The following is a 20,133-nucleotide window of genomic DNA, read 5'->3' as shown; positions in this document are numbered from 1 at the left end:
ATTGTTTATTCTTAGCGTTTCCTTTGGAAGTAAGAAAGTGCAGGATCTTTCTCCCATAAATTATATAAATATACAAGTATTATTGTCTTTGTATGAAAATAGAAAGCGCTGATATCCTGGATGAGCAAAGCAAAGAGATCATCGAATTATTGCAAAACCTTGGAGTCGGCAGAACGGAAGCTATTTCTATTGCTTGCCTTTCCTGCGGGAAAGAGATCACTTCTCACGATATCGAACAAGCATCCGGAATGAGGCAGCCCGAAGTAAGTGTTGCCATGAGGCCTTTGCGCGAAAGAGGATGGATAGAAGAGCGCAATGAGAAAAAGAACTCTGATAAAGGCAGGCCGGTCAAGTACTATAAACTTATAGTTCCCCTTAGGGAGATAATTGAAACTTTCGAAGAAGATATCCGGCAAAAAAACAAAGAAATGGAAGAAACTCTCAGGCATTTAAAAGATCTTAGAGGAGCCTGAGCACAAAGTCCGTTTAGTCGGATATTTTTCCAAAGGTAACTGGCGAATAGCCTTTCAGACCATCATTTATTCGTGTTGCAGCCATTCCTGATATTTCCAGGATGCACACTTCATTTACCATGAAAGCCTTACTCTGGTTCCTCAGACAACCTGTCCTGGCAATTTCATCTCTCCCTATGCTGCAGTGCAGATGTACCCTGGGATCATCACCTTCATAAAAAACATTACCAATGCCTATGATCTCATGTGGGGTTTCTATTTTGACCCATATAGGAACAGGTGGCACACTGGCCTCCTTGGGACCTGCAACAAGCTCTGCCTGGGAAATGGCACCCAGAAGGAAGAAAAAAGCAGATCTAATGTTCTCTTTCTTTGAAATTATTTGCAATGCCTCTATCAGGTCTTCGCCATGATCAACACGCAGGAAGAAGACCCTGCCAATATTACCTGTAGTATATTCCATGCCAGACCTCAAGCATTTCCATACTCAAATATCCTGCCATCCACCTGACTCCACAACGACAGCCCCTACACTGAGAAATCCATACTTACATCTATCCACCTTGCAGCGTGGATGAGCGAACCCATGGAAATAACATCAACACCCGTCTTAGCATATTCTTCAAGATTTACGATGTTGATATTACCAGATACTTCTATGACAACATGTTCTTTTAAACCTGCTTTTTTGAGTGTCTGCACTGTTCTCAAGACTTCACCCGGACTCATGTTATCGAGCATGATGATATCCACTTCCAGACCAGCCACCAACAAAGCATCTTCCATGCTCTCCACCTCTACCTCTATCTTCTGAGTGAAACTGGCCCTTTTTTTGGCTTCCTTGATGGCTGCTTCAAATCCCATTAGCTTGATATGGTTATCCTTAAGCATGATACAGTCCGACAGACCGAACCTGTGAGTGTCACCGCCTCCTGCCATCACAGCCTGTTTTTCCAGGCTGCGCATGCCAGGTATCGTCTTGCGGGTGCAGGCAACCCGTGCATCGGAGAACTCTCGCACGATCTGTACACATTTATTGGTCATAGTGGCAATGCCACTGAGATGACCCAGGAAGTTCAAAGAGAGCCTCTCTGCTCTTAACATCGATACAGAACTTCCTTTCAGAAAGAAGATGGTTTCTCCTGCCGGTATTTGGTCACCATCACGATGTGATGTCGTGGCCTGCAGGCCAAAGTACCTGAAAATAGACATTGCAACATCAATGCCCGCAAGAGTGCATTCCTCCTTACTGAAGATGATGGCTTCGACTTCTCGTTCTGGAACAAGGATACATGAAAGGTCATAAGGACCAAGGTCTTCCTGGATGAAATGTTCTAATTCACTGTTGAGCATCTTTTACCACCTATATATTCCAATATTTTTCATGTAAACCGTAATAACCTTTATTAATTTTATAGCCTTACTTTGAATATAACTTTAGTTGATAAGACGATAAAAAATTACGATCCACTAATTTCATTTTAATGTGAACCGTTAAAGTATCCGAAAATAGTTTTGTAGTCATTAAGTTATTACGGTGCAGCATTTTACTATCCAATGCTGCATGGATACCTTATCTAGATATGGGCCGGCCCCTATGGCCTTAATGATCCTTTTTCTACTATCACCGGGTCATTGTAGATCTTCTGTTAAAAGTACATTCTATTTAGTCTTTAAATTGAGATCAAAATAGAATAAAAATATAAAATTTAGAGAGAAGGATATATTATCCTCCTCTGAACGGGGATACTACAAGGACCCAATGTTAAGAGGGTCCAGCAACAAACTTTATATTATGGAATGACCAGTACCGGCCTTTTTGCATATCTCACCACGTTCTCTGCAACGCTTCCAAGGAGAATGTGAGTGAGTCCTGTGAGTCCCAATGTTCCCATCACTATGAGATCTATATCGTTCTCTGTGGCAAAATCCACTATTCCATTGGCAGGGGCTTTACCATCAATGATCACACATTCTACTTCAACCCCTTCTTTGTTGCCTATATCCACCACATATGCAGTAGCCTTCTTACCTTCTTCCTTCAGGTGGCTCTCCAGCGCCTTTGCCCACATCTCACCGCGCATAGCGACAGCTACACCTGCAGGAGGCACAACATAAACAGCTTTGATCTTGGCATCGTTGGCTTTCGCCAATCCCACACCCCAGTTCACAGCATTTTTTACATTGTCAGATCCATCAGTGGCTATGAGTATCGATCTAATATTTACACCCATGAGTATTACCCCTAATTTATACTTAAGATTAATATTTAATATATCTATTGGTTGAATCCATATCTGCAGAACTGGTAGATAAAGCTGACAAAGAATATACACCACCGTATGAAAAAAGAAAAAGGAAAATAGTAGCGATCAGTGTACTAAGGTTCTACTATCTTTTCAATCTAGATATCTGCATATATCATCTTGAAGTAAGACAGAGCTTATGCTCCTTCATACGGACAACTTTCGGAAGGAGAAGCACCAATATCCCCTCCAAGAAAATTTCTTAGCTGGCACAGCTTCTCAGGTTTGCCAAGAACTATGAGCATATCGCCTGATAGGAGTTGTGTATCGCCTGTGGGGTTCTCAATGATCTGTTCACCTCTGCGGATGGCCAGTACCGTTGCACCATGAATGTTCCTCAGATCCACATCTTTCAGAGTGCTTCCGTGAATGAGACTACCTTCCTTTAGCTTAAATGATGTCACATCCAGCCCGGGAAGATCATCTTTCAGGCTGAAGGTATCCTTTTTAGCTTCAATGGAATGCTTTCTCAACATAGAATAACCGTTTGCGCGTATCTCCCTTGTGAATGCGTAAATATCCTCTTCCGGTACAAGGTACTTTTTAAGAAGACGACTGAATATTTCCACCGATGTCTCGTACTCCTCGGGAATTACCTCATCTGCACCCAGCTGGCTGAGGGTTTTGATCTCGCTCATATATCGTGTCCTTGTGATAATATAGATCTTCGGGTTCATCCTTCTTGCAACATCAGTTATTGCCCTTGTGGCGATGAAATCAGATATGCCGACCACAAGCACCCTGGCAGACTTTATGTTAGCAGAATCAAGAACAACTTCATGGGTTGCATCCCCATAGTAGATCCTTTCTCCCTTTTTTCTTTCATTACGCACTGTCTCAGGATTTGTCTCTATGATGACATAAGGTATGCCTGCGGTCTTTGCAGCATTAGAAACTGTCTTTCCGTTGAACCCATAACCTACGATAATAAGATGATCGTGCAATTCTTCATCTTCGTCTGCATGTATTGCGTCAGTTGAGTATATGCCCATGCTCTTTGCATACAGACCGTTGATCAATACAGGATTCTTAGTCTTGTTAAGTAGCATACGCGAGAAGCTGTGTGAGAAAGTCATCACGAAGGGTGTAGCTGCCATAGTTACTATGGAAACAGCAAGGAAAGCCTGATAAAGACCTTCATCGAGCAGCCCATAAGACCTTCCGAAACTTGAGAGGACGAATGAGAACTCTCCCACCTGGGCCAGTGTCATCCCCGTTATGATCGTGATCCTCAGGGGATAACCCAATATGAATGTAACAAGTCCTGCAGCCATAGATTTTACAAGTATTACACCTGCAGCCAATGCCAGAAGGATAAATATATTCTCCAGGAAAAAACCGACATCCATCAACATTCCGATGGAGATGAAAAAGAAGGTTATAAAAACATCCTTAAAAGGCATCATGTTGCCGACGGCCTGATGACTGTACTCGGACTCGGATATGATCAGACCCGCAAGGAAAGCCCCGAGAGCCAGCGATAATCCTGCCTTGGAGGTCAGCCACGCCGTACCGAACACCGTGAATATGATGGTCAAAAGGAAAAGCTCCCTGTTCCTGGTCTTAGCGATCCTGAAGAGCAGTGCAGGCATTATCCATCTCGCAGTGACAATCACAAACAGCATGATACCAAGCCCTTTCAAAAGGAAGGTGACAGAACTGTCTCCTGAAGTGGAGGGAACACCTGCCAGTATGGGCGTGAGGAGGATCATGGGAACAATAACGATATCCTGGAATATGAGTATTCCAAGGGATATCTTACCGTAAGTGGTGTATGTTTCTCCCTTTTCCTGAAACAGTTTCAGTACTATAGCAGTACTGCTCAGGGATACCAGGAATCCAAGGAAAAGAGCAGTGTTGGGACTGTAACCCATGTAAAGGGAAATATAGTAGACCAGTGCTGTAGTGATGACCACCTGCAAACCACCGCCCACCAGCACGAATCTTTTGATGTCCCAGAGCTCTTTGATGGACATCTCAACCCCTATTGTGAACAATAACAGAATTATCCCTATCTCTGAAAGTACCTCTACCTGCTCCACTTCACGGATGATACCAAGGACATGAGGGCCTGCTACAATTCCCGTAACAAGAAAACCAAGTACAGGAGATAATTTGACTCTATGGAACAGTAACAGGATCAGTATCGACAAACCAAAAATTATATCAATAGCAGTGAACAGTGTCAGATCCATATAGTAGCCAATCAGTTCTGATTGAACCTAAACTATAAAGATGTTTTGACCTCACAGCACCATAAAAAGAATTGGTCCAAGGCAAAATGATATGAACTAAAAATGTGGACCAAACTCGTTCATTAATCTAAGCTGCAAATATTACTTTATTCTCTCAGCCATCTGTCCCATGCTGAAAGACCCAGCGATCAGCCTGTTCTTAAGTTCTTCGGCCATTTTTAGTGCTCTCTTGCGGTCCGACTGGCGTAGTACTATGGGGACTTCCATGTACCTTTCTTCGTCGTAACAGTTCAGATCTGTTCTGATACTTCCAAGCCTCGCAGTAAATACGCCTCCAGGACATAAAGTGGAACAAAGGCCACAGTTAAAACAGAGATACCGGTCCAGCACAGGTCTGGCGTTATTCAAAGATATGGCGTCCATGGGGCATTTTTCTTCAGCCGCGCATGTTGGACACTGCACGCATGCAGATGGCTTGAAAGTGACTTCCAGATCCACGCCCTGCCACACGTTCCCATAGTCCGCCTGGCCTATGAGCTTCCGGCGATCAACATCCATTACAGGCAGAGATATCCCTGTATCTGTCGTCTTAATAGCATCAAGTACAGCCTGACTGGTCACTGGTATGGGAATAGCCCAGGAGACAATGCATTCTGGTCCGGCACTGGTGATAAAACCACCCATGAGCTGAGGGTCCATGCCATGCATGTCAGCAAATCCGGCAAGGTTCGGTTTTGCTGCACTGCTACGAGTCCCGCTCCCTATAACAAATCCTTCACTGCCGTTCATGAGAAAACGGGTACCTATACCAATGGTCTCCAGCAGAGGGTCATTCTTAACAGGGTTTATCTCTCCACACCCAGATACACTGGCTCCTGTAAGATCCGGGCAGAAACCAATAGCGTGGAAAATGCTGTTCACAGTTTTAGGAGAACAATTCACAAATGCAGAATAGTTCTTGAAGCAGTGTCGGGTACCGAATAAGCGGGCAAAGGGCATGTCATTCAGAGTAATGCCTGCAGTGAACGTGTCATTCTCATCAGTGATCACAGAGACCTCGACCTCTTTTTGCTGGACCATGTCCCTGAAAAGATGACCAGCACCGTAGTCTGGCCTGAGGCCGGAATGAGAGGTGCCAAAGACCATAAGATCAAGTATACCCAGCCTCTCATTAGGACAGGGACCTGTAAAAGCCGGCACACCATTCATGAAGATCTTTGTCGCCCGTGTGAACTGCCGCGGAGCTTCAATGGGAAATGACATAACTGCATAGGTCCCGCTCATTATTGCCCTTGTGGCTGTGGTAACTACATCCACATCTTCCATTTTTATGTCCTTGCCCTCTCTGACAAGCTGACATATTTCGTGGGCGGTCATGACCACAGCTTCTTTTCTACTGATCTTGGAACATATCTCTTCTACTGTACGCTGCATGATCTTAACCACTTTATGTTTCCAACATATAGCAAGGATAAAAAGTAATATTTGGCATTTTTAATACTGATGCGATCATAGATAGAAAGTATATAGGATAAGGATGCCGGTAAAAATAATTAAAAGAAGAATAGTAACCCATTTTACTCTACGTTCAGTATGCTTGCCAGTTCAAGGCCCTCGCTGCCAAGTTCGGCCAGCTTGTTAAAGAGTTCTTCTTTTGTTACGTACTTTTCTGTCCTTGTGCCATCAGTACGTTCGATCTTTATGGTTATCTCGTTCTTAACAAGTCCTCTGTCAGTGCATTCACGAACAATGTCACCATATCTTTCCATAATGATCTTTAAACAATCAAAAACTTCATTGTTACGGACTGCATCTCTGCCATCGAGCATGACCCTCCTTAGTTGCTGGGACATTATGGACATTTCAAGGAATTTCTTTATCTCTAAGCCCAATGATTCCACCCTGTCCATTTCAATGGACTGCGACAGGGTTTTATCTGCAGTGATATCGCTGTTCCCGTGAAGGATCTGAATATCCTGTGAATCATATATTATTTTGAACTGCTGGTCCTGTTTCTTGTTCCAGAAGGTCAGCTCAAGACGGGAAACACCATTGAAATCGATGTTAGTTATTATGAAATCACTTACATCGACCATCTTTACTTTATTTTCCTTATGTATCAGCCCGGTTTTTGCCCAAACAGGAAGCTGGACATTTCCATGCACTTCCCGCATAAGTAATGGTCCATTCTTATATAGTAGCTCACTTTCATATTCCACACCGGATATAGAAGCTCTGAGCTCACCCCTCATGCTGCCATTATCAAAGCGAACCGAATAAGATTTCATAGCCCCATATATGCCGTCCTCAAAAAGGGAATTGAGCATAGGGAACATTTTCTGCTCCAGTTCATTGATATGCAACTCATGATCCCTCTTTTTTTGCTCAAGCTCTTTTTTTAGATCGTGAAGACCGGTACTGACACTTGCATCACAGGCATCCATGATGGCATTATGGCAATCAAGGATCTCCACATTTTCTGCGTTGAGAGAAATAGATGTTACATATGTTTTTACATCGCTCGCGAATTTTTCAAGATCGACTATCCTGTTCTCCAGAGAGGAAATGGCCTTCATCTCAGTTTCATTTACCTCAATAGCATCATTTTCCAAGGAGAGGACTTTCCCTGACATTTCAATTAGATCATTGATATCCTGAATAAAATCACGCTGTATGGGCAGGTCTGTGGAATCCTGATAGGTATACCTCATGCGATCCTCCGCCTGAATGAATATTCTCGCTATTTGTTGTATGTAACTAGTTAAATATGTTGCGACTTTAAAAAAGGTTCAATTAATTTTCAAAACCTTTCTTACAGGCTCAAGTATCACGTTCATGTACTTAGCAGCACCTTTCTTGAGATCCATAGGATGCAGTTGCCCCTCAGAAAAGACCTTAATAAGCTCCTCATAACCTCTGCATACAAGGTCGCCTCCATATTTCTCCGGCCTTTCGAATGTGATTTCCTCATACCGGGGACAAATGTGGTACCTGAACAGTTCCAGCATAGGATTCTCAGTTACCTGACCTGCAGGACAGAAAGCTTTTTGCATCTTTTGATCGATCTCTTCCTTCGAATCGTCAACTGAAATGAAATTATCACTTGAAGAGGACATCTTTTTTCCGTCCAGACCCAGAAGTATAGGTGTGTGTATGCAGAGCGGAGACTTGAAACCCAAGGCTGGCAGACCTTCTCTGGCAAGCATGTGTATCTTGCGCTGGTCGATGCCTCCCACAGCTACGTCCACACCGAGAAGAGCGATATCAATTGCCTGCATCATGGGATATACCATCTGGGAAACCCTGGGATCGTCCATCTTTCGGCCGACCTCGTCCATACTTCTCCTTGCCCTGTTAAGAGATGCAGTGGTTGTAAGCTTGAGCACATTGAGCATATACTCAGATGTCAGCTGGAAATCAGAACCATATACGAATTTCGTCTTTTCCGGATCAAGCCCAAGGGCAATGAAACAATCCCTGTTATAATCAGCAGTTTTACGGACCTCTTCGAGAGTGCCTTTCTGGTTAAGGTATGCATGCACATCGGCAAGCAGGACCGTGATCTGAAAACCAGCGTTCTGCAGGTCGAGGAGTTTATTGACCGTAAGCACATGGCCTAGATGGATCTTGCCGCTGGGCTCATAACCCACATACGCAACAGGGTTATCCTTCTTTTTGAGAAGTTCTTCCAGTTCTTCCTCTGTAACAATTTCCTGTACGTTCCTTTTTATAAGCTCCAGTCTGTCCATAAGTTCACCATTGATAAATAATGGTTGGTATAAAAACCCTTTCTGTTTATATGGTTAACTGTCACTAATCAGTGAATCAATGAGAGCGCTCCCTTCAGGAGAAGGAAAGAGAGGGATGTCCCAGTTCTGCACAACTCTTGTACGAATGCTGCGGGTATTCTCTCGCATCAAAGGATTATAGCCAGAAATAGAGTATTGCTCTTTATGTACAAGTATACCTTTTCTCTGCCACGCAGGCACTTTAGATATGTTGATACCGTGCCTGAAAAGTAACTCATGGACATCTGATGACCTTTTCTTTTTAAGAGCAGCTGCCGACTCCTTCTCACTCGATCCTTTTGAAACAAGAGTGTAAAAAGCATACGAGTTGATACAATTCCTCCATGCTTCCTTCTGCCTCCAGTCCAGATATTCCCTTATCTGATCTTTGCATAAAGGAACAATGCGGGAATCAAATGCAAGTGGCTCCTGTACTTTCAGACTTAAGGTAAGCGCACTGCTCAAAAAACTGGGAACAATGGAATTCAGTTTTTCCACCCTTCCGTCAAATGGCACATCTTTGAACAACAGATTGATCTCATCGGAAAAAGTATAGCCAAGAACAGGTGATAGGCCGCTTTTCTTAAACAGCATCTCTACAGCGTTACCCATAGAGACCGCAAACCTGTTATCAAAGGGCTTTTGAAAACCCATACGCAACAGTGAATTCCTAAAAGCCCTGCCGTCTACACGGATGATAAAAGGAGGTGCACAGCGCAGATCACTGTAGATCTCTCGCTTCTTCATGTGCTTTTTACTCTTCTTCTTTTTCTTTCTTTATCTTGAACTTGCTGACAATACTCCTTATTATAACAATGTCCCCAGTGGTCACTACCCATCTATATGGAATGATGGCACCTCTTGTAGGGACATCGAATATATCCCTGTTGATATCAGTTATGGCTATCCCTTTAACATTCCTTTCTTCAACGTTCAATACAAGGTCAGCCACTTTTCCAACATATGTGCCAGCATCTGTGTAAACATTAAGCCCGAAAAGCGATGTCAAATCCGTACGCATGCTATCTCTCCTTTATTTAAGAGTACTTATATATGAATATTCGTATGTAAAAGCACTATACTACAAATGCTTTTTCATATACACGCAGATCTAGTTTTTCTATACCAGACCTTACAGCCTTTTCAGAGATCGAAAGCGCTGCCACCTGTTCTGGTGAGAGGTCTATTTCAATGACCTTTTCAACACCGTTCTTTCCCAGCTTTGCAGGTACACCCATGCAAACGTCACTGAACCCATACTCTCCTTCAAGATAAACAGATGTTGGTATCACTCTTGCGGAATCGTTTATGATCGCATCTACCATGGCTACGATCGCTGCCGATGGAGCATAGAAAGCACTTCCCTCCTTAAGAAGGCTGACGATCTCGGCTCCAGCGTCAATGGTCCTTGTGACAAGCCTGTCAATGGTCTCCTTTGGCAGGAATTCGGATACTGGTATGCCTGATACCGTTGTATACTGTGGCAGAGGGACCATATTGTCCCCATGCCCGCCCAGTACCATGGCATCTACATCCTTGACGGAACATCCGACCTCCTTAGCTACAAAAGAGGCGAACCTGGCGGAGTCCAGTAACCCGCTCATACCAAATACCCTCTTTTTTCCAAACCCGGTATATTTGTATGCAGCATAAGTGATAATATCCAATGGATTGGTCACTGTGAGCACTATGCTCTTTGGTGCATACTGCCTGATATTGCCGCATACATCTCTTGTGATCTTTGCGTTGATGTTCAGCAGATCATCTCTTGTCATCCCAGGCTTGCGTGCTATACCTGCAGTTATGATCACGATATCGGAACCCTCTATGTCAGCATAATCATTGGTTCCTTTTATGTCCACATCATAGCCCATCAAAGGCGCAGCCTGCATAAGATCAAGTGCTTTCCCCTGTGGAAGGCCCGGTACCACATCCAGCATAACAATATCGCCGAATTTGCTCTCTGCAAGCCTCTGCACAGTGGATGCACCCACATTACCTGCGCCTATCACTGAAAGTTTTTTCATGTCCATTCCTCTTATAAGGTGTTTTTTGACATTTATACACTAATATAAAAGTTATTCCTATATTATATTAGTTGTGATTCGCCATTAGGTCTATCCTCTATATAGACACATAACGTCATGGTTATTAATCAATAATCTATACTAAGGGAAGAGGCCGGTTCAATGCTAGAAAGCACTTATATCCACATGCCTATGATAGGCGCCACCATTGAGAAACGCATATGGACCAGTGGTGTGAGAAAATGGGAAGAGTTCCTTAGTGAAAGGGACAGTGTACCCATTCCGGATAAGAAGAAAAGTCTCATCTGTGCAGGCATAGTGGATTCTCTGGACCGGTTAAAAGCCAGAGACCATGCATTCTTTGCCTGTTCCCTTCCTTCTTCAGAACATTGGAGAGCCTACCGGCATTTCTCGGATGATGTGGCATGTGTGGATATCGAGACCACAGGTCTTTCCCCTTGTCACGACAGTATTACAGTGGTGGGCATTTATAACGGAAAGGAAGCAAGAACATACGTCAAAGGCATCGACCTTGAAGAAATCGTTGAAGAACTGCCCAAATACAAAACACTTATCACTTTTAATGGCGCCCGCTTCGATCTGCCTTTCATCAAAAGGGAATTCCCGCAGATCGAATTTGACCAGTTGCACATCGATCTGATGTACCCTCTGCGCCGTATAGGTCTTTCGGGCGGATTGAAAAAGATAGAACAAATGCTTGGCATCTCCAGAAGTGAGGGAACTACAGGCCTTTCAGGTTTTGATGCAGTACGCCTCTGGCGGGAGTACGAACGTGGGAACAACAGGTCCCTTGATCTTTTGCTCGAATACAACCGTGAGGATATAGTGAACCTTAAAACCATCATCGATATGGTATATGACAGGTTAGTGGAGAATAAATTTGGGCAAGCTGGATGTTCCTGTAAAAAATAAATTCAACGAATATTATCGTGAAACTGATCGGAGTAATATTTTGTAACTACGGTCCTGACAATTGCTGAACCAATGTATTGCAATCAAAGTCAATAGCTTCAGGAAATGCAGAAAACCTCTCTTTTTTGGAGAACGAAACAGGCATAAATACATTATATTCTGCAATCTCTATTTGAGATATAATTCAAATTTCAGTTTATAGTGTTGATATTAATACATTTTCTGCAAAGCTGAGATATAAAGAGTTAAATACAGGCGGTCATCCCGGAAGAAGACTATTGCCTAGAATTAATGAAATTTATCTGTAAGGAGAAAATTTATCACTCTTGACTGGTGTATTTTGTTTAACACTCTGAGGTACAATATCATGACATTTTAAATTTTGAGGAAACAATGATCCCTAAATACAAGTATAAACCCCGGATCTACTTTATTGCGACCTTCATAGCCACTTATTGTTTCTGGCTTGCGGGAGCGTATGCAAGTTTTCATGATGATCAAAGCGGAATGTATATGCTGTTTATGCTGCCTGGGCTGATGGCACCTTTTCTGATCTCGCTTGTCATGATATTCACGTCTAAAAACCCAGACCTTATAAAGGATTTTATCAACCGGCTTATCAATATCAGGTTGATAAGGCTAAAAATGCTGCCTGCATTGCTTTTAATAATGCCTCTTACTGTTCTGGTATCTATCGTTCTTTCTCTTCCTTTCGGGGGATCTGTGTCCCAGTTCCAGTTTGCTGAAGGTTTCTCCTTTTCATCCGGATTTGTCCCTGTATTGTTTCTTCTGTTGCTTGCTGCGGGTTTTGAAGAGCTTGGATGGCGAGGGTACGCCTTTGACAGTCTGCAGAGCCGGTACACATACTTCAAGGCGTCCATCGTTTTCAGCATACTCTGGTCTCTCTGGCACTTTCCGCTTATATTTGTCAATAACTCCTATCAGTATGAGATCATCCACCAAAGCATCTGGTTTGGCGTGAACTTTTTCATCAGCATTATCCCTATGGGAGTTATTATCAGCTGGATGTGCATAAAGAACGGAAAAAGTGTCCTGGTGGCAATCCTCTTTCACTTTGTCATCAATCTCTCTCAGGAGATACTGGCAATAACCCAATTTACAAAATGTATCGAAACTTTGGTGCTCATTGTTGTTGCTGCCGTTATTATTGTACTGGATAAAGATATGTTCTTTTCCAGGGAACACCTTGCAACAGAGGTTAAAAAATGACCTATAAACCTCAGGATCTCTATTCTAAATTCCTTCTTATCTGGATTGGACAATTCATCTCAATAATTGGTACTGGTCTTACTATTTTCTCCCTGGGGGTATATGTATACCAGCAAACCACTACAGCTTCAAGTTACGTCTTCATACTCATCTGTGCTCTTTTACCGCCCATGTTGCTAAAACCCTATGGAGGCGTATTGGCAGATCGTCACGACAGGCGCCTAATGATGGTATTTGGTGATATGGGTGCCACTCTCGGGCTTCTCTTTATATTTATCATGATGCTGAACGGCAACATTGAAATCTGGCATATTTATTTTGGAATAGCCATAAGTTCCGTTTTTTCAGCTTTCCAGGAACCCGCCTACAAAGCCCTGGTCACTGACCTTCTACCCGAAACTCAATATGCCAAAGCAAGCGGATTAATGCAATTAGCAAGTTCTGCTCAATACCTGATTTCTCCGTTCCTTGCTGGTCTCTTATTATCGGTAATTGATATCAAATTCATATTTTTGATAGACATCAGCACTCTCTTGATCTCCAGTTCCATCGTTATCTGGGTCAGAAATATCTTAGGCGGCATAACTATAAAGCACCCCAAACAAAACATCATGGCTGACCTTAGAGAGGGCATTCAGGAATTTTCAAAAAGCAGAGGCGTAGTTCATCTGGTCATCACAACAATGCTCGTGCTCTTTTTTGTCGGATTGCTTCAATCCCTTATTATTCCAATGCTACTCAACCTGACAACAGTAAAAATAGTAGGGATTTCCCAATCCGTCTGCGCTTCAGGCATAATTCTTGGAAGCCTGTCCATCGGATTGTTCGGTAGCAAACACAAACATGTAATTATATTATCAATATCATTATTTTTTGCAGGAATATTCTTTGCCGGTCTTGGATTATCAACGAATATCATTCTGATCACTCTGACAGGATTTATGTTCTTTGGAACCTTGCCGTTCATAAACACCTCTATTGAAGTCCTGATCCGCAAAAACATTGAAAACAAAAAACAAGGTCGTGTGTGGTCTATCATTTCCATGGTCACATATCTTGGCTCAGTCATAGCCTTTTTAGTTGCAGGTTTTTTAGCAGATCATGTTTTCAATCCACTTTTGGAACTGGATGGCATGTTGGCTGGAACAGTCGGTTCTATTATCGGAGTGGGAGAGGGCAGGGGAATTGCTTTGATGTTCGTGATCTCCGGGGCAATGACATCTATGATCTCTTTGTTTATCTGGCAAAATAAAGAAATAAAGGGATTAGAAGATGCGGCTGTGTAGAAAAATCCTCTCTCATAAAATGTATCAAAGGATAAACTGGATATTCCATTCAATATTGGAAGTACACCTAAGAATACTGGTACTGAATTCTCATAAGAATCTCGAGGATTTCTACAGGCTCAAATTGTACTCCTTTTTATAATCAATTTAGGTGCCAATTCTTACGGATTTGCTAGAAGAAAGCTGCGTACTTCGGCATTGAACGCCTCTGGTGCCTCCAGGCTGATCTCGTGGCCGACAGCAGGTATGATCACAAGCCTTGATGTTTGGATCTTAGCGTGCAGGTTCTCGACAACGTTCAAAGGAGAACGCTGATCAGCTTCTCCATGCAGTAATAGTGTAGGCACTTTGATGGTTGGAAGCATGTCGCGAAGATCGGCCTCAGCGAAAGAAAGCAGCATGGTTCTCATTCCGACCGGATGGAATTCGGACATGATCACCGCTGTTTTCTCAATTACCTCGGCAGATACAGATTTTACGAAGAGTGTAGGGACCCACATCTCAACGACCCGCTCGGGCGGCAATTCGGATTGCTGAATCCCCTGCTGCAAGCGTTGCTCTACCATATCGGGTGGAAGTGATCCCGACCACCCGGCATAAGCCGAAGCCAGTATGAGCGATCTCGGGATAGTGGGATAGCGATGGTAGAACTCAAGTGCGAGTCCGGCACCGAATGACAGACCGAGAATGTGAGGCTTTACTAAACCGATTTCCTCTATAAATGCAGCAAGGCAGTCTGCAAAATCAGGCAAACGGAAGGTCTCCGGCGGATCTGCTGAACTACCGCAGCCAGGTGCATCCCAAGCCACCACTGTGAATTCATCGGACAGCTCATCAAGCTGCCTGCGCCACATCCGGCTGTCGCTGAGACCACCGTGGAGGAGCACAAGAGGTACTCCCTCGCCCTTCCGTTCGAATGCTATGCGTAATCCACCTATATCGATCTCATCCATAGATGTAAACCCATAACGAATTTGACATTTTCGATGTTATATACTTTATGAGCAAACTTGGATACTCAAAAGTAATATGCATTTGAAGTTAAAACACGAGGTTGAAGACCAGTTATACCCTATCACTTCACCATTATTGCATGATCAGGTAGTGATCTTCTTATACAGTATCGGAAGCCTCTCCGGAAGAGAACTTGCATCATCTATTATTGTGTATCCTGCATCAGAGAAAATATTGTCAAGATATTTGCCGGGATCCGGGTCCACGGTTATACAGAAGAAATGTATTCCTTTGGCAGTGCCCTCCTTTATAGCTATTCTGGTATCCTCTTCAGCAATTCTGTCTTTGTATGCGCTTTCTCCCCGGGAGGTATCGAAGGGTTCGCCATCCGATAACAGTATTATGATCTTTGTTCTTGCATCTACTTTGTCAAGTTTCCTTATCGAATGGCGGATGGCAGGTCCTAGCCTTGTGTTGGACACCGGTTCCAGCACACTGATCCTGCGAGCAACGTTGTCCGATAGTTCCTCATGGAACTCCTTTATGACAAAGTACTCGACATCATCCCTTGTCTGGCCGGAAAATGCACAGATAGCATACTTGTCGCCTATGCTTTCAAGAGCCTGTACCATGATGATCAGCGAGTCTTTTTCGATATCCACTATGCTCTTTTCATCATAGCCTATCGTTTTATGGGTGGAATAACTGACATCTATAAGGAAAAGAGTTGCAACGTCCCTTTCGTGCTTGTCCCACCTGAGGTAGAGCCTGTCATCGGGGTTTATCCCGCATTTCTTCTGCATCAGGGCATCGATGAAGGCATCGATATCGATCTCAGTTCCATCGGTCTGTTCCTTCATCCTGTGGAATGCTTCCGGCTTCATCCTGTCGAACACTTGCTTGATCAGCGCGATCTCATGCCTGTAATGTTCTGAAGCATCTTTGTAGTAATCGCTGGACATGCCAAAAGGCTCGATCTCGTTGACCGTACACCAATCCGCTTTATAGTCACTGATCACAGCATCCCATTCATCATACATGTAACTGCCCAGTATCTTCCAGTTCTTTTTCATAGCATAGGCAGGCTGGCGTTTGACCTCTTCTTTTGGCTCTTCTTTGTCTGGTTCTGGCTCCATCTCACTTTGAGGAATGAAATTGCTGATTATGCTCTCATGTGAACCGGGAGAAAAAGGGTCCTTCCTGCCATATGCTCCGATATCAACTCCGCGATAATCGATGTTCTTCAGTGTTTCATACTCCTTGTGGCTCAAAGGACCCATCCGGTCATCAAGCATGGCATATATCCTGAAGGTAGTGTAAAGGGAATCAAGGACAGAAGATCCTTCGTGGAAGATCCTGTCCTTCAGCAGGGTCCTTGTCTCTTCCAGAAGACCTTCTGTCCCTTCACTGATATTGTAAACAGGTTCATGTCCTGTCGAGATCCATAGCAGTGATTCCATGAACTCCTCCAGGCCGCCTTTCGGGACAGACCTTGTCAGAAGCATCTGGCATCTTATTCTCTCAAGGTCTGAGCGAACTCCCTTATAGTGTTCCATTATCCTGTACTCTACCCTGGCATCCTCCAGAACACCGAGTATCGTTCCTGCCAGTGCTTTGTTGGGGAACAGAGCTATGATGTCAGCGATATCGATTATACCCTCAGGCTGCAGCCCCGACAGATAGGTCCTTTTCATTATGGTCGTGTACCTGCTTCTGATATCTGCCATCAGTCCTGCTGCATCATCACGTTCTATCTTATGGGAGCTGAACTGTAAATGGCCTACCTCATGCATTATGCTCAGCTTGTATATCCTGAAGCTATCTCCAAGATCACCATACTTCCTGATCCTGGGTGCAAGGTAGATGGTCCTGCCCGCTATCACAGGGTTTAAGGAATTGGGTTCTTGCTCCACCTGTAACATCCTTCGGGAAAGAATATTAAAATTGATACCTGACAAGCCAAGGGCATAGTACCTGAGAACGCTTACCATCTCATTGAGCGCCGCTGATCCCTTAAGCCCTTCAATGAACTGTTTTGAGCTCTCAGAATTCAGGGAAAAATAAGGCTTTCCAAGAGATGGATCCTCTTCAAAGAGAGCTATGCCGTGCAGGGCCCACATTTCCAGTTCACTGACATCCAGATCCTTTAGAAGCCCAGCCGAATGGGAAAAGTAATCAAATGCAAGATCCTTGTCCTGGTCAAATATCTTTATGCCAATGCCAGCCCATTTCCTGATCCCTTCAGACCCGGTGTGCTGTGCTGCCTTGGGAAAGTTCTCAAAGAAAACTCCTGCGAGCATCAGATCCTTCTCAAGCAGCATACGGGCAGTTATGAGAAGTTCACCATGATATGTCGAGCTGCTCTTTTCAAGAACACTGCAAAAATTATTCCAATAAGTACTCCCGGAGAACCTGGACCCTATAAGTTCGACCAGCTCTTCTTCGGTGGGATCTTTATGTTCCATATCCTGATCCTTCGATGTGATGATTTATTGTCTGGTCTATGAATAGAAAAAAGTTTGCATTTCCAGCGCTGCAGAGATCTTTTAGATCCGATCTCAAGCACATTTTAACACTTTCGCTCAATTTACTATGGGCTTTTATAGCAGATAGTACAAAAAATTGCTTAATAATAAAAAGCAGGTGATAGGTTTGGAAATCTTGAACGAGCCCGGAATAAAAGAGATAAACGAAAGGAATGTAGCATGTGTTTCATTTGTCGGCAACTATCTGGGAAACACCAAAGTCTTTGATGATTTGTTCACTAAACTTCTTGGTTGGGCAGGTCCGCAGCAATTGATGGGACCAGATACTATCTTGATGTCTGCCTATTATGATGATCCAAGCGTTACACCTCCGGAAGAACTTAAGCTGGATGTGTGTATCACCATTGAAGATGATGTCAAAGCTGAAAGGGAAATAAAAAAGAAAAAGCTTCCCGGGGGAAAGTATGTAATAATGCGTGCAGAACTGACAGGACCAGAAGAATATGCCCCAGCATGGGAAAAGATCTTTGAGTGGATTATGCAAAATAACCTTGAGATCGATATGTCCAGGGCAAGTTATGAAGTATATTTAAACTCTCCCGGAGAGCATCCGGAAAATCATCATATCCTTGATATCTGCATGCCCATCAAGTGAAACAAGATCGAGGGAGTATTAACAAAAAGGATATTACACATAGGATCCTTTTAGATCTGTTCGCCTGGTTCAGTACAATAGACTTTTACTTGTTTGTTTAGTAGATGATCTCTACAGGACTTTTTTTTATTGATACTTTTTAAAATTGTATTTAGCAGCAACTTTGGCTTTTTCTTCAGGTGGAAGTGACGTAAAATATTTTTTCCAGCCTGGACAAAAGTTGATGTGCCAGCGCCAGAATCTCCCGGCGAGAGACTTCGGCTTGTTATCATATTTTGCCCGCAATTTGCAGTTAGCACAATTTTCTTCAGCCATGAACATACTCCTCTCAATGATACAGTATTACTAACTTACATTATTGTTGTAGACCTTATTTATATTCATAACGTTTGAACTGACCCGGCAGGCATTTGTAAAGGTTGGCCCGGATGGCTTTTAGAAAACTACTAATAATTTGAAGAGCCTTAAAAAAAAGGTGCTATAAAAATGTCGTTTCACGTGATGCTGATCCCCACCCTGGGCTGCCCTGGGAACTGTAGTTACTGCTGGAGTTCCGAGGAAAGATCCCCTATAATGAGCATCGAAACCATAAAAGAAGTGGTTGAGTGGCTCAAAGACTTCAGGGAGGATTCGGTCACCTTTACCTTCCATGGAGGAGAACCGCTCCTGGCAGGCGCGGATTTCTACAGGGAGGCTTTACCGATGCTTGCTGAGGGGGTAAAGCCGAAGAAAGTGGCTTTTGCCATACAGACAAACCTCTGGAAGATGACAGATGAAATAGCTGAAATTTTTGCGGAATATGATATTCCCATCGGTTCCAGCCTTGATGGCCCCAAAGAGCTCAATGATTTCCAGAGAGGGGAGGGATATTTTGAAAAAACCATGCGTGGCTACAGGATAGCACAAAAACACGGACTTTCCGTGAGGTTCATCACCACTTTCACATCTTATTCTGAAAAATATAGGGAGGAAATTTTTAACTTTTACCTGGAGAACGGCTGGATCCTCAAGTTTCACCCTGCTCTGCCCTCTTTACGCGGCGACGAGCCCGAAAAATGGGCGCTTGACCCGGAAGAGTACGGGAAGCTCCTGATCTACCTCCTGGACAAATACCTGGAAAACATGGACCGGATCGAGGTCATGAACATCGACCACCTCTGTAAAGGCGTATTTAGTGGCAAAGGTGCTGTCTGCACCTTCGTGGACTGTATGGGAGATGTCTTAGCCGTAGGCCCTGACGGAGGCATATATCCCTGCTATCGCTTTGTAGGCATGCCGGAATACGTCATGGGCAATGTCTACGACCGCCCGGGCATTGAAGAACTTGCGCAGTCAGATGCCTGGAAGCTCATGTTCAATTACAAAGAGTACGTGGACCAGCACTGTAAGGACTGCGCCCATATAAAATACTGCAGAGGCGGCTGCCCTTACAATGCCATAACCCCCACCGGCGGGGAAATAAAGGGAGTAGACCCCCACTGTGTCTCCTACAAGATGATATTCGATGAAATAACCGAGAGGGTCAATAATGAGATGTTCGGGGGTCCAAGCATGGAAATGGGCTTCTTCCAGAACCCTATGAAGCCTTCAAAGCCAGGAATAATGTCCCTGATGTTCAAGAAAACATGAGTGTAACCGATCCTGTGTAATGCAGTAAATCTATATCTTTTCTTTTTTGTGTTGTAGTTAGGTAAAAAAGAGAAATTTACCCTTATCTTGCACATGCGGAACAGGGAACAATGGGGATCATTCTCACTTTTCTGCATGCGATATTTTTCTGCCTGATAAAGATGCATTATG

Annotated in this window: 19 protein-coding genes; 6 read left to right on the top strand and 13 right to left on the bottom strand. The window is 43.6% G+C overall.

Annotation, left to right across the window (positions count from 1 at the left end; translation table 11 throughout):
* The first annotated feature begins 92 nt into the window (after positions 1 to 92).
* Positions 93 to 473, top strand: coding sequence for a transcriptional regulator (locus A4E24_RS01300; protein WP_292351017.1), 381 nt, complete (start codon positions 93 to 95; stop codon positions 471 to 473).
* Positions 474 to 486: 13 nt separating this feature from the next.
* On the opposite strand, the gene A4E24_RS01295 is transcribed toward A4E24_RS01300, so the two are convergent.
* From A4E24_RS01295 to mdh, 10 genes are all read right to left on the bottom strand, one after another.
* Positions 487 to 936, bottom strand: a complete 450-nt coding sequence (locus tag A4E24_RS01295; RefSeq protein WP_292351015.1) for a PPC domain-containing DNA-binding protein — start codon at positions 934 to 936, stop codon at positions 487 to 489.
* 65 nt (positions 937 to 1,001) lie between these two features.
* Entirely contained in the window at positions 1,002 to 1,826 is an 825-nt protein-coding gene (nadC, locus tag A4E24_RS01290) for a carboxylating nicotinate-nucleotide diphosphorylase (RefSeq protein WP_292351013.1), read from the bottom strand.
* Between the two features lie 440 nt (positions 1,827 to 2,266).
* Entirely contained in the window at positions 2,267 to 2,707 is a 441-nt protein-coding gene (locus A4E24_RS01285; RefSeq protein WP_292351011.1) for a universal stress protein, read from the bottom strand.
* Between the two features lie 209 nt (positions 2,708 to 2,916).
* Positions 2,917 to 4,974, bottom strand: coding sequence for a cation:proton antiporter (locus A4E24_RS01280; protein ID WP_292351010.1), 2,058 nt, complete (start codon positions 4,972 to 4,974; stop codon positions 2,917 to 2,919).
* Positions 4,975 to 5,115: 141 nt separating this feature from the next.
* Positions 5,116 to 6,408 carry a methanogenesis marker 16 metalloprotein gene (locus tag A4E24_RS01275; protein ID WP_292351008.1) on the bottom strand — a complete coding sequence of 431 codons (1,293 nt, stop codon included), beginning with the start codon at positions 6,406 to 6,408 and terminating at the stop codon, positions 5,116 to 5,118.
* A 143-nt stretch (positions 6,409 to 6,551) separates the two neighbouring features.
* Positions 6,552 to 7,685 carry a hypothetical protein gene (locus tag A4E24_RS01270; protein ID WP_292351006.1) on the bottom strand — a complete coding sequence of 378 codons (1,134 nt, stop codon included), beginning with the start codon at positions 7,683 to 7,685 and terminating at the stop codon, positions 6,552 to 6,554.
* A 78-nt stretch (positions 7,686 to 7,763) separates the two neighbouring features.
* Complete coding sequence (locus A4E24_RS01265) at positions 7,764 to 8,723, bottom strand: tyrosine--tRNA ligase (protein ID WP_292351005.1); 960 nt, start codon at positions 8,721 to 8,723, stop codon at positions 7,764 to 7,766.
* Between the two features lie 54 nt (positions 8,724 to 8,777).
* Positions 8,778 to 9,509, bottom strand: coding sequence for a tRNA(His) guanylyltransferase Thg1 family protein (locus A4E24_RS01260; protein ID WP_292351003.1), 732 nt, complete (start codon positions 9,507 to 9,509; stop codon positions 8,778 to 8,780).
* Between the two features lie 7 nt (positions 9,510 to 9,516).
* A complete protein-coding gene (locus A4E24_RS01255; protein WP_292351001.1) occupies positions 9,517 to 9,783 on the bottom strand; it encodes a PRC-barrel domain-containing protein in 267 nt (88 codons plus the stop codon).
* 55 nt (positions 9,784 to 9,838) lie between these two features.
* Entirely contained in the window at positions 9,839 to 10,789 is a 951-nt protein-coding gene (mdh, locus tag A4E24_RS01250; RefSeq protein WP_292350999.1) for a malate dehydrogenase, read from the bottom strand.
* Positions 10,790 to 10,951: 162 nt separating this feature from the next.
* Here mdh and A4E24_RS01245 point away from each other — a divergent pair, with 162 nt between their 5' ends.
* The 3 genes from A4E24_RS01245 (at position 10,952) to A4E24_RS01235 (ending at position 14,238) form a co-directional block, all read left to right on the top strand.
* Entirely contained in the window at positions 10,952 to 11,722 is a 771-nt protein-coding gene (locus tag A4E24_RS01245; protein ID WP_292350997.1) for a ribonuclease H-like domain-containing protein, read from the top strand.
* 393 nt (positions 11,723 to 12,115) lie between these two features.
* On the top strand, positions 12,116 to 12,952 hold the full coding sequence (gene mmrce1, locus A4E24_RS01240) for an MmRce1 family CPBP family CAAX prenyl protease (RefSeq protein WP_292350996.1): 837 nt from the start codon (positions 12,116 to 12,118) through the stop codon (positions 12,950 to 12,952).
* On the top strand, positions 12,949 to 14,238 hold the full coding sequence (locus A4E24_RS01235) for an MFS transporter (RefSeq protein ID WP_292350994.1): 1,290 nt from the start codon (positions 12,949 to 12,951) through the stop codon (positions 14,236 to 14,238). The genes mmrce1 and A4E24_RS01235 overlap by 4 nt, the downstream gene beginning before the upstream one ends.
* A gap of 161 nt (positions 14,239 to 14,399) precedes the next feature.
* Here A4E24_RS01235 and A4E24_RS01230 read toward each other — a convergent pair whose 3' ends face one another.
* Positions 14,400 to 15,191 carry an alpha/beta fold hydrolase gene (locus tag A4E24_RS01230; protein WP_292350992.1) on the bottom strand — a complete coding sequence of 264 codons (792 nt, stop codon included), beginning with the start codon at positions 15,189 to 15,191 and terminating at the stop codon, positions 14,400 to 14,402.
* A gap of 144 nt (positions 15,192 to 15,335) precedes the next feature.
* The gene (locus tag A4E24_RS01225) at positions 15,336 to 17,657 is read right to left on the bottom strand and encodes a nitric oxide reductase activation protein NorD (protein WP_292350991.1); all 2,322 of its coding nucleotides are present in this window, start codon (positions 17,655 to 17,657) and stop codon (positions 15,336 to 15,338) included.
* A 187-nt stretch (positions 17,658 to 17,844) separates the two neighbouring features.
* Between A4E24_RS01225 and A4E24_RS01220 the strand changes: the two genes are divergently transcribed.
* Positions 17,845 to 18,333 carry a GyrI-like domain-containing protein gene (locus tag A4E24_RS01220; protein WP_292350989.1) on the top strand — a complete coding sequence of 163 codons (489 nt, stop codon included), beginning with the start codon at positions 17,845 to 17,847 and terminating at the stop codon, positions 18,331 to 18,333.
* Between the two features lie 126 nt (positions 18,334 to 18,459).
* Here A4E24_RS01220 and A4E24_RS01215 read toward each other — a convergent pair whose 3' ends face one another.
* Positions 18,460 to 18,648: a hypothetical protein gene (locus tag A4E24_RS01215; RefSeq protein WP_292350988.1), complete on the bottom strand. Its 189-nt coding sequence runs from the start codon at positions 18,646 to 18,648 to the stop codon at positions 18,460 to 18,462.
* Between the two features lie 171 nt (positions 18,649 to 18,819).
* On the opposite strand from A4E24_RS01215, the gene A4E24_RS01210 reads away from it, so the two are divergent.
* Positions 18,820 to 19,962 carry a TIGR04083 family peptide-modifying radical SAM enzyme gene (locus A4E24_RS01210; protein WP_292350987.1) on the top strand — a complete coding sequence of 381 codons (1,143 nt, stop codon included), beginning with the start codon at positions 18,820 to 18,822 and terminating at the stop codon, positions 19,960 to 19,962.
* Positions 19,963 to 20,133 lie beyond the last annotated feature (171 nt).

The organism is Methanomethylovorans sp. PtaU1.Bin093, assembly GCF_002067275.1.
Lineage (GTDB): Archaea > Halobacteriota > Methanosarcinia > Methanosarcinales > Methanosarcinaceae > Methanomethylovorans.
This window is presented reverse-complemented; position numbering and strand designations above follow the sequence as displayed.

Bases quoted from the DNA above. Each gene is read 5' to 3' on its own strand.
- A4E24_RS01235 (WP_292350994.1), top strand. From the start codon at position 12,949: ATGACCTATAAACCTCAGGATCTCTATTCTAAATTCCTTCTTATCTGG.
- mmrce1 (WP_292350996.1), top strand. From the start codon at position 12,116: ATGATCCCTAAATACAAGTATAAACCCCGGATCTACTTTATTGCGACC.
- A4E24_RS01275 (WP_292351008.1), bottom strand. From the start codon at position 6,408: ATGCAGCGTACAGTAGAAGAGATATGTTCCAAGATCAGTAGAAAAGAA.
- A4E24_RS01295 (WP_292351015.1), bottom strand. From the start codon at position 936: ATGGAATATACTACAGGTAATATTGGCAGGGTCTTCTTCCTGCGTGTT.
- A4E24_RS01260 (WP_292351003.1), bottom strand. From the start codon at position 9,509: ATGAAGAAGCGAGAGATCTACAGTGATCTGCGCTGTGCACCTCCTTTT.
- A4E24_RS01300 (WP_292351017.1), top strand. From the start codon at position 93: ATGAAAATAGAAAGCGCTGATATCCTGGATGAGCAAAGCAAAGAGATC.
- nadC (WP_292351013.1), bottom strand. From the start codon at position 1,826: ATGCTCAACAGTGAATTAGAACATTTCATCCAGGAAGACCTTGGTCCT.
- A4E24_RS01210 (WP_292350987.1), top strand. From the start codon at position 18,820: ATGTCGTTTCACGTGATGCTGATCCCCACCCTGGGCTGCCCTGGGAAC.
- A4E24_RS01265 (WP_292351005.1), bottom strand. From the start codon at position 8,723: ATGGACAGACTGGAGCTTATAAAAAGGAACGTACAGGAAATTGTTACA.
- A4E24_RS01215 (WP_292350988.1), bottom strand. From the start codon at position 18,648: ATGGCTGAAGAAAATTGTGCTAACTGCAAATTGCGGGCAAAATATGAT.
- A4E24_RS01255 (WP_292351001.1), bottom strand. From the start codon at position 9,783: ATGCGTACGGATTTGACATCGCTTTTCGGGCTTAATGTTTACACAGAT.
- A4E24_RS01225 (WP_292350991.1), bottom strand. From the start codon at position 17,657: ATGGAACATAAAGATCCCACCGAAGAAGAGCTGGTCGAACTTATAGGG.
- A4E24_RS01285 (WP_292351011.1), bottom strand. From the start codon at position 2,707: ATGGGTGTAAATATTAGATCGATACTCATAGCCACTGATGGATCTGAC.
- A4E24_RS01230 (WP_292350992.1), bottom strand. From the start codon at position 15,191: ATGGATGAGATCGATATAGGTGGATTACGCATAGCATTCGAACGGAAG.
- mdh (WP_292350999.1), bottom strand. From the start codon at position 10,789: ATGAAAAAACTTTCAGTGATAGGCGCAGGTAATGTGGGTGCATCCACT.
- A4E24_RS01280 (WP_292351010.1), bottom strand. From the start codon at position 4,974: ATGGATCTGACACTGTTCACTGCTATTGATATAATTTTTGGTTTGTCG.
- A4E24_RS01245 (WP_292350997.1), top strand. From the start codon at position 10,952: ATGCTAGAAAGCACTTATATCCACATGCCTATGATAGGCGCCACCATT.
- A4E24_RS01270 (WP_292351006.1), bottom strand. From the start codon at position 7,685: ATGAGGTATACCTATCAGGATTCCACAGACCTGCCCATACAGCGTGAT.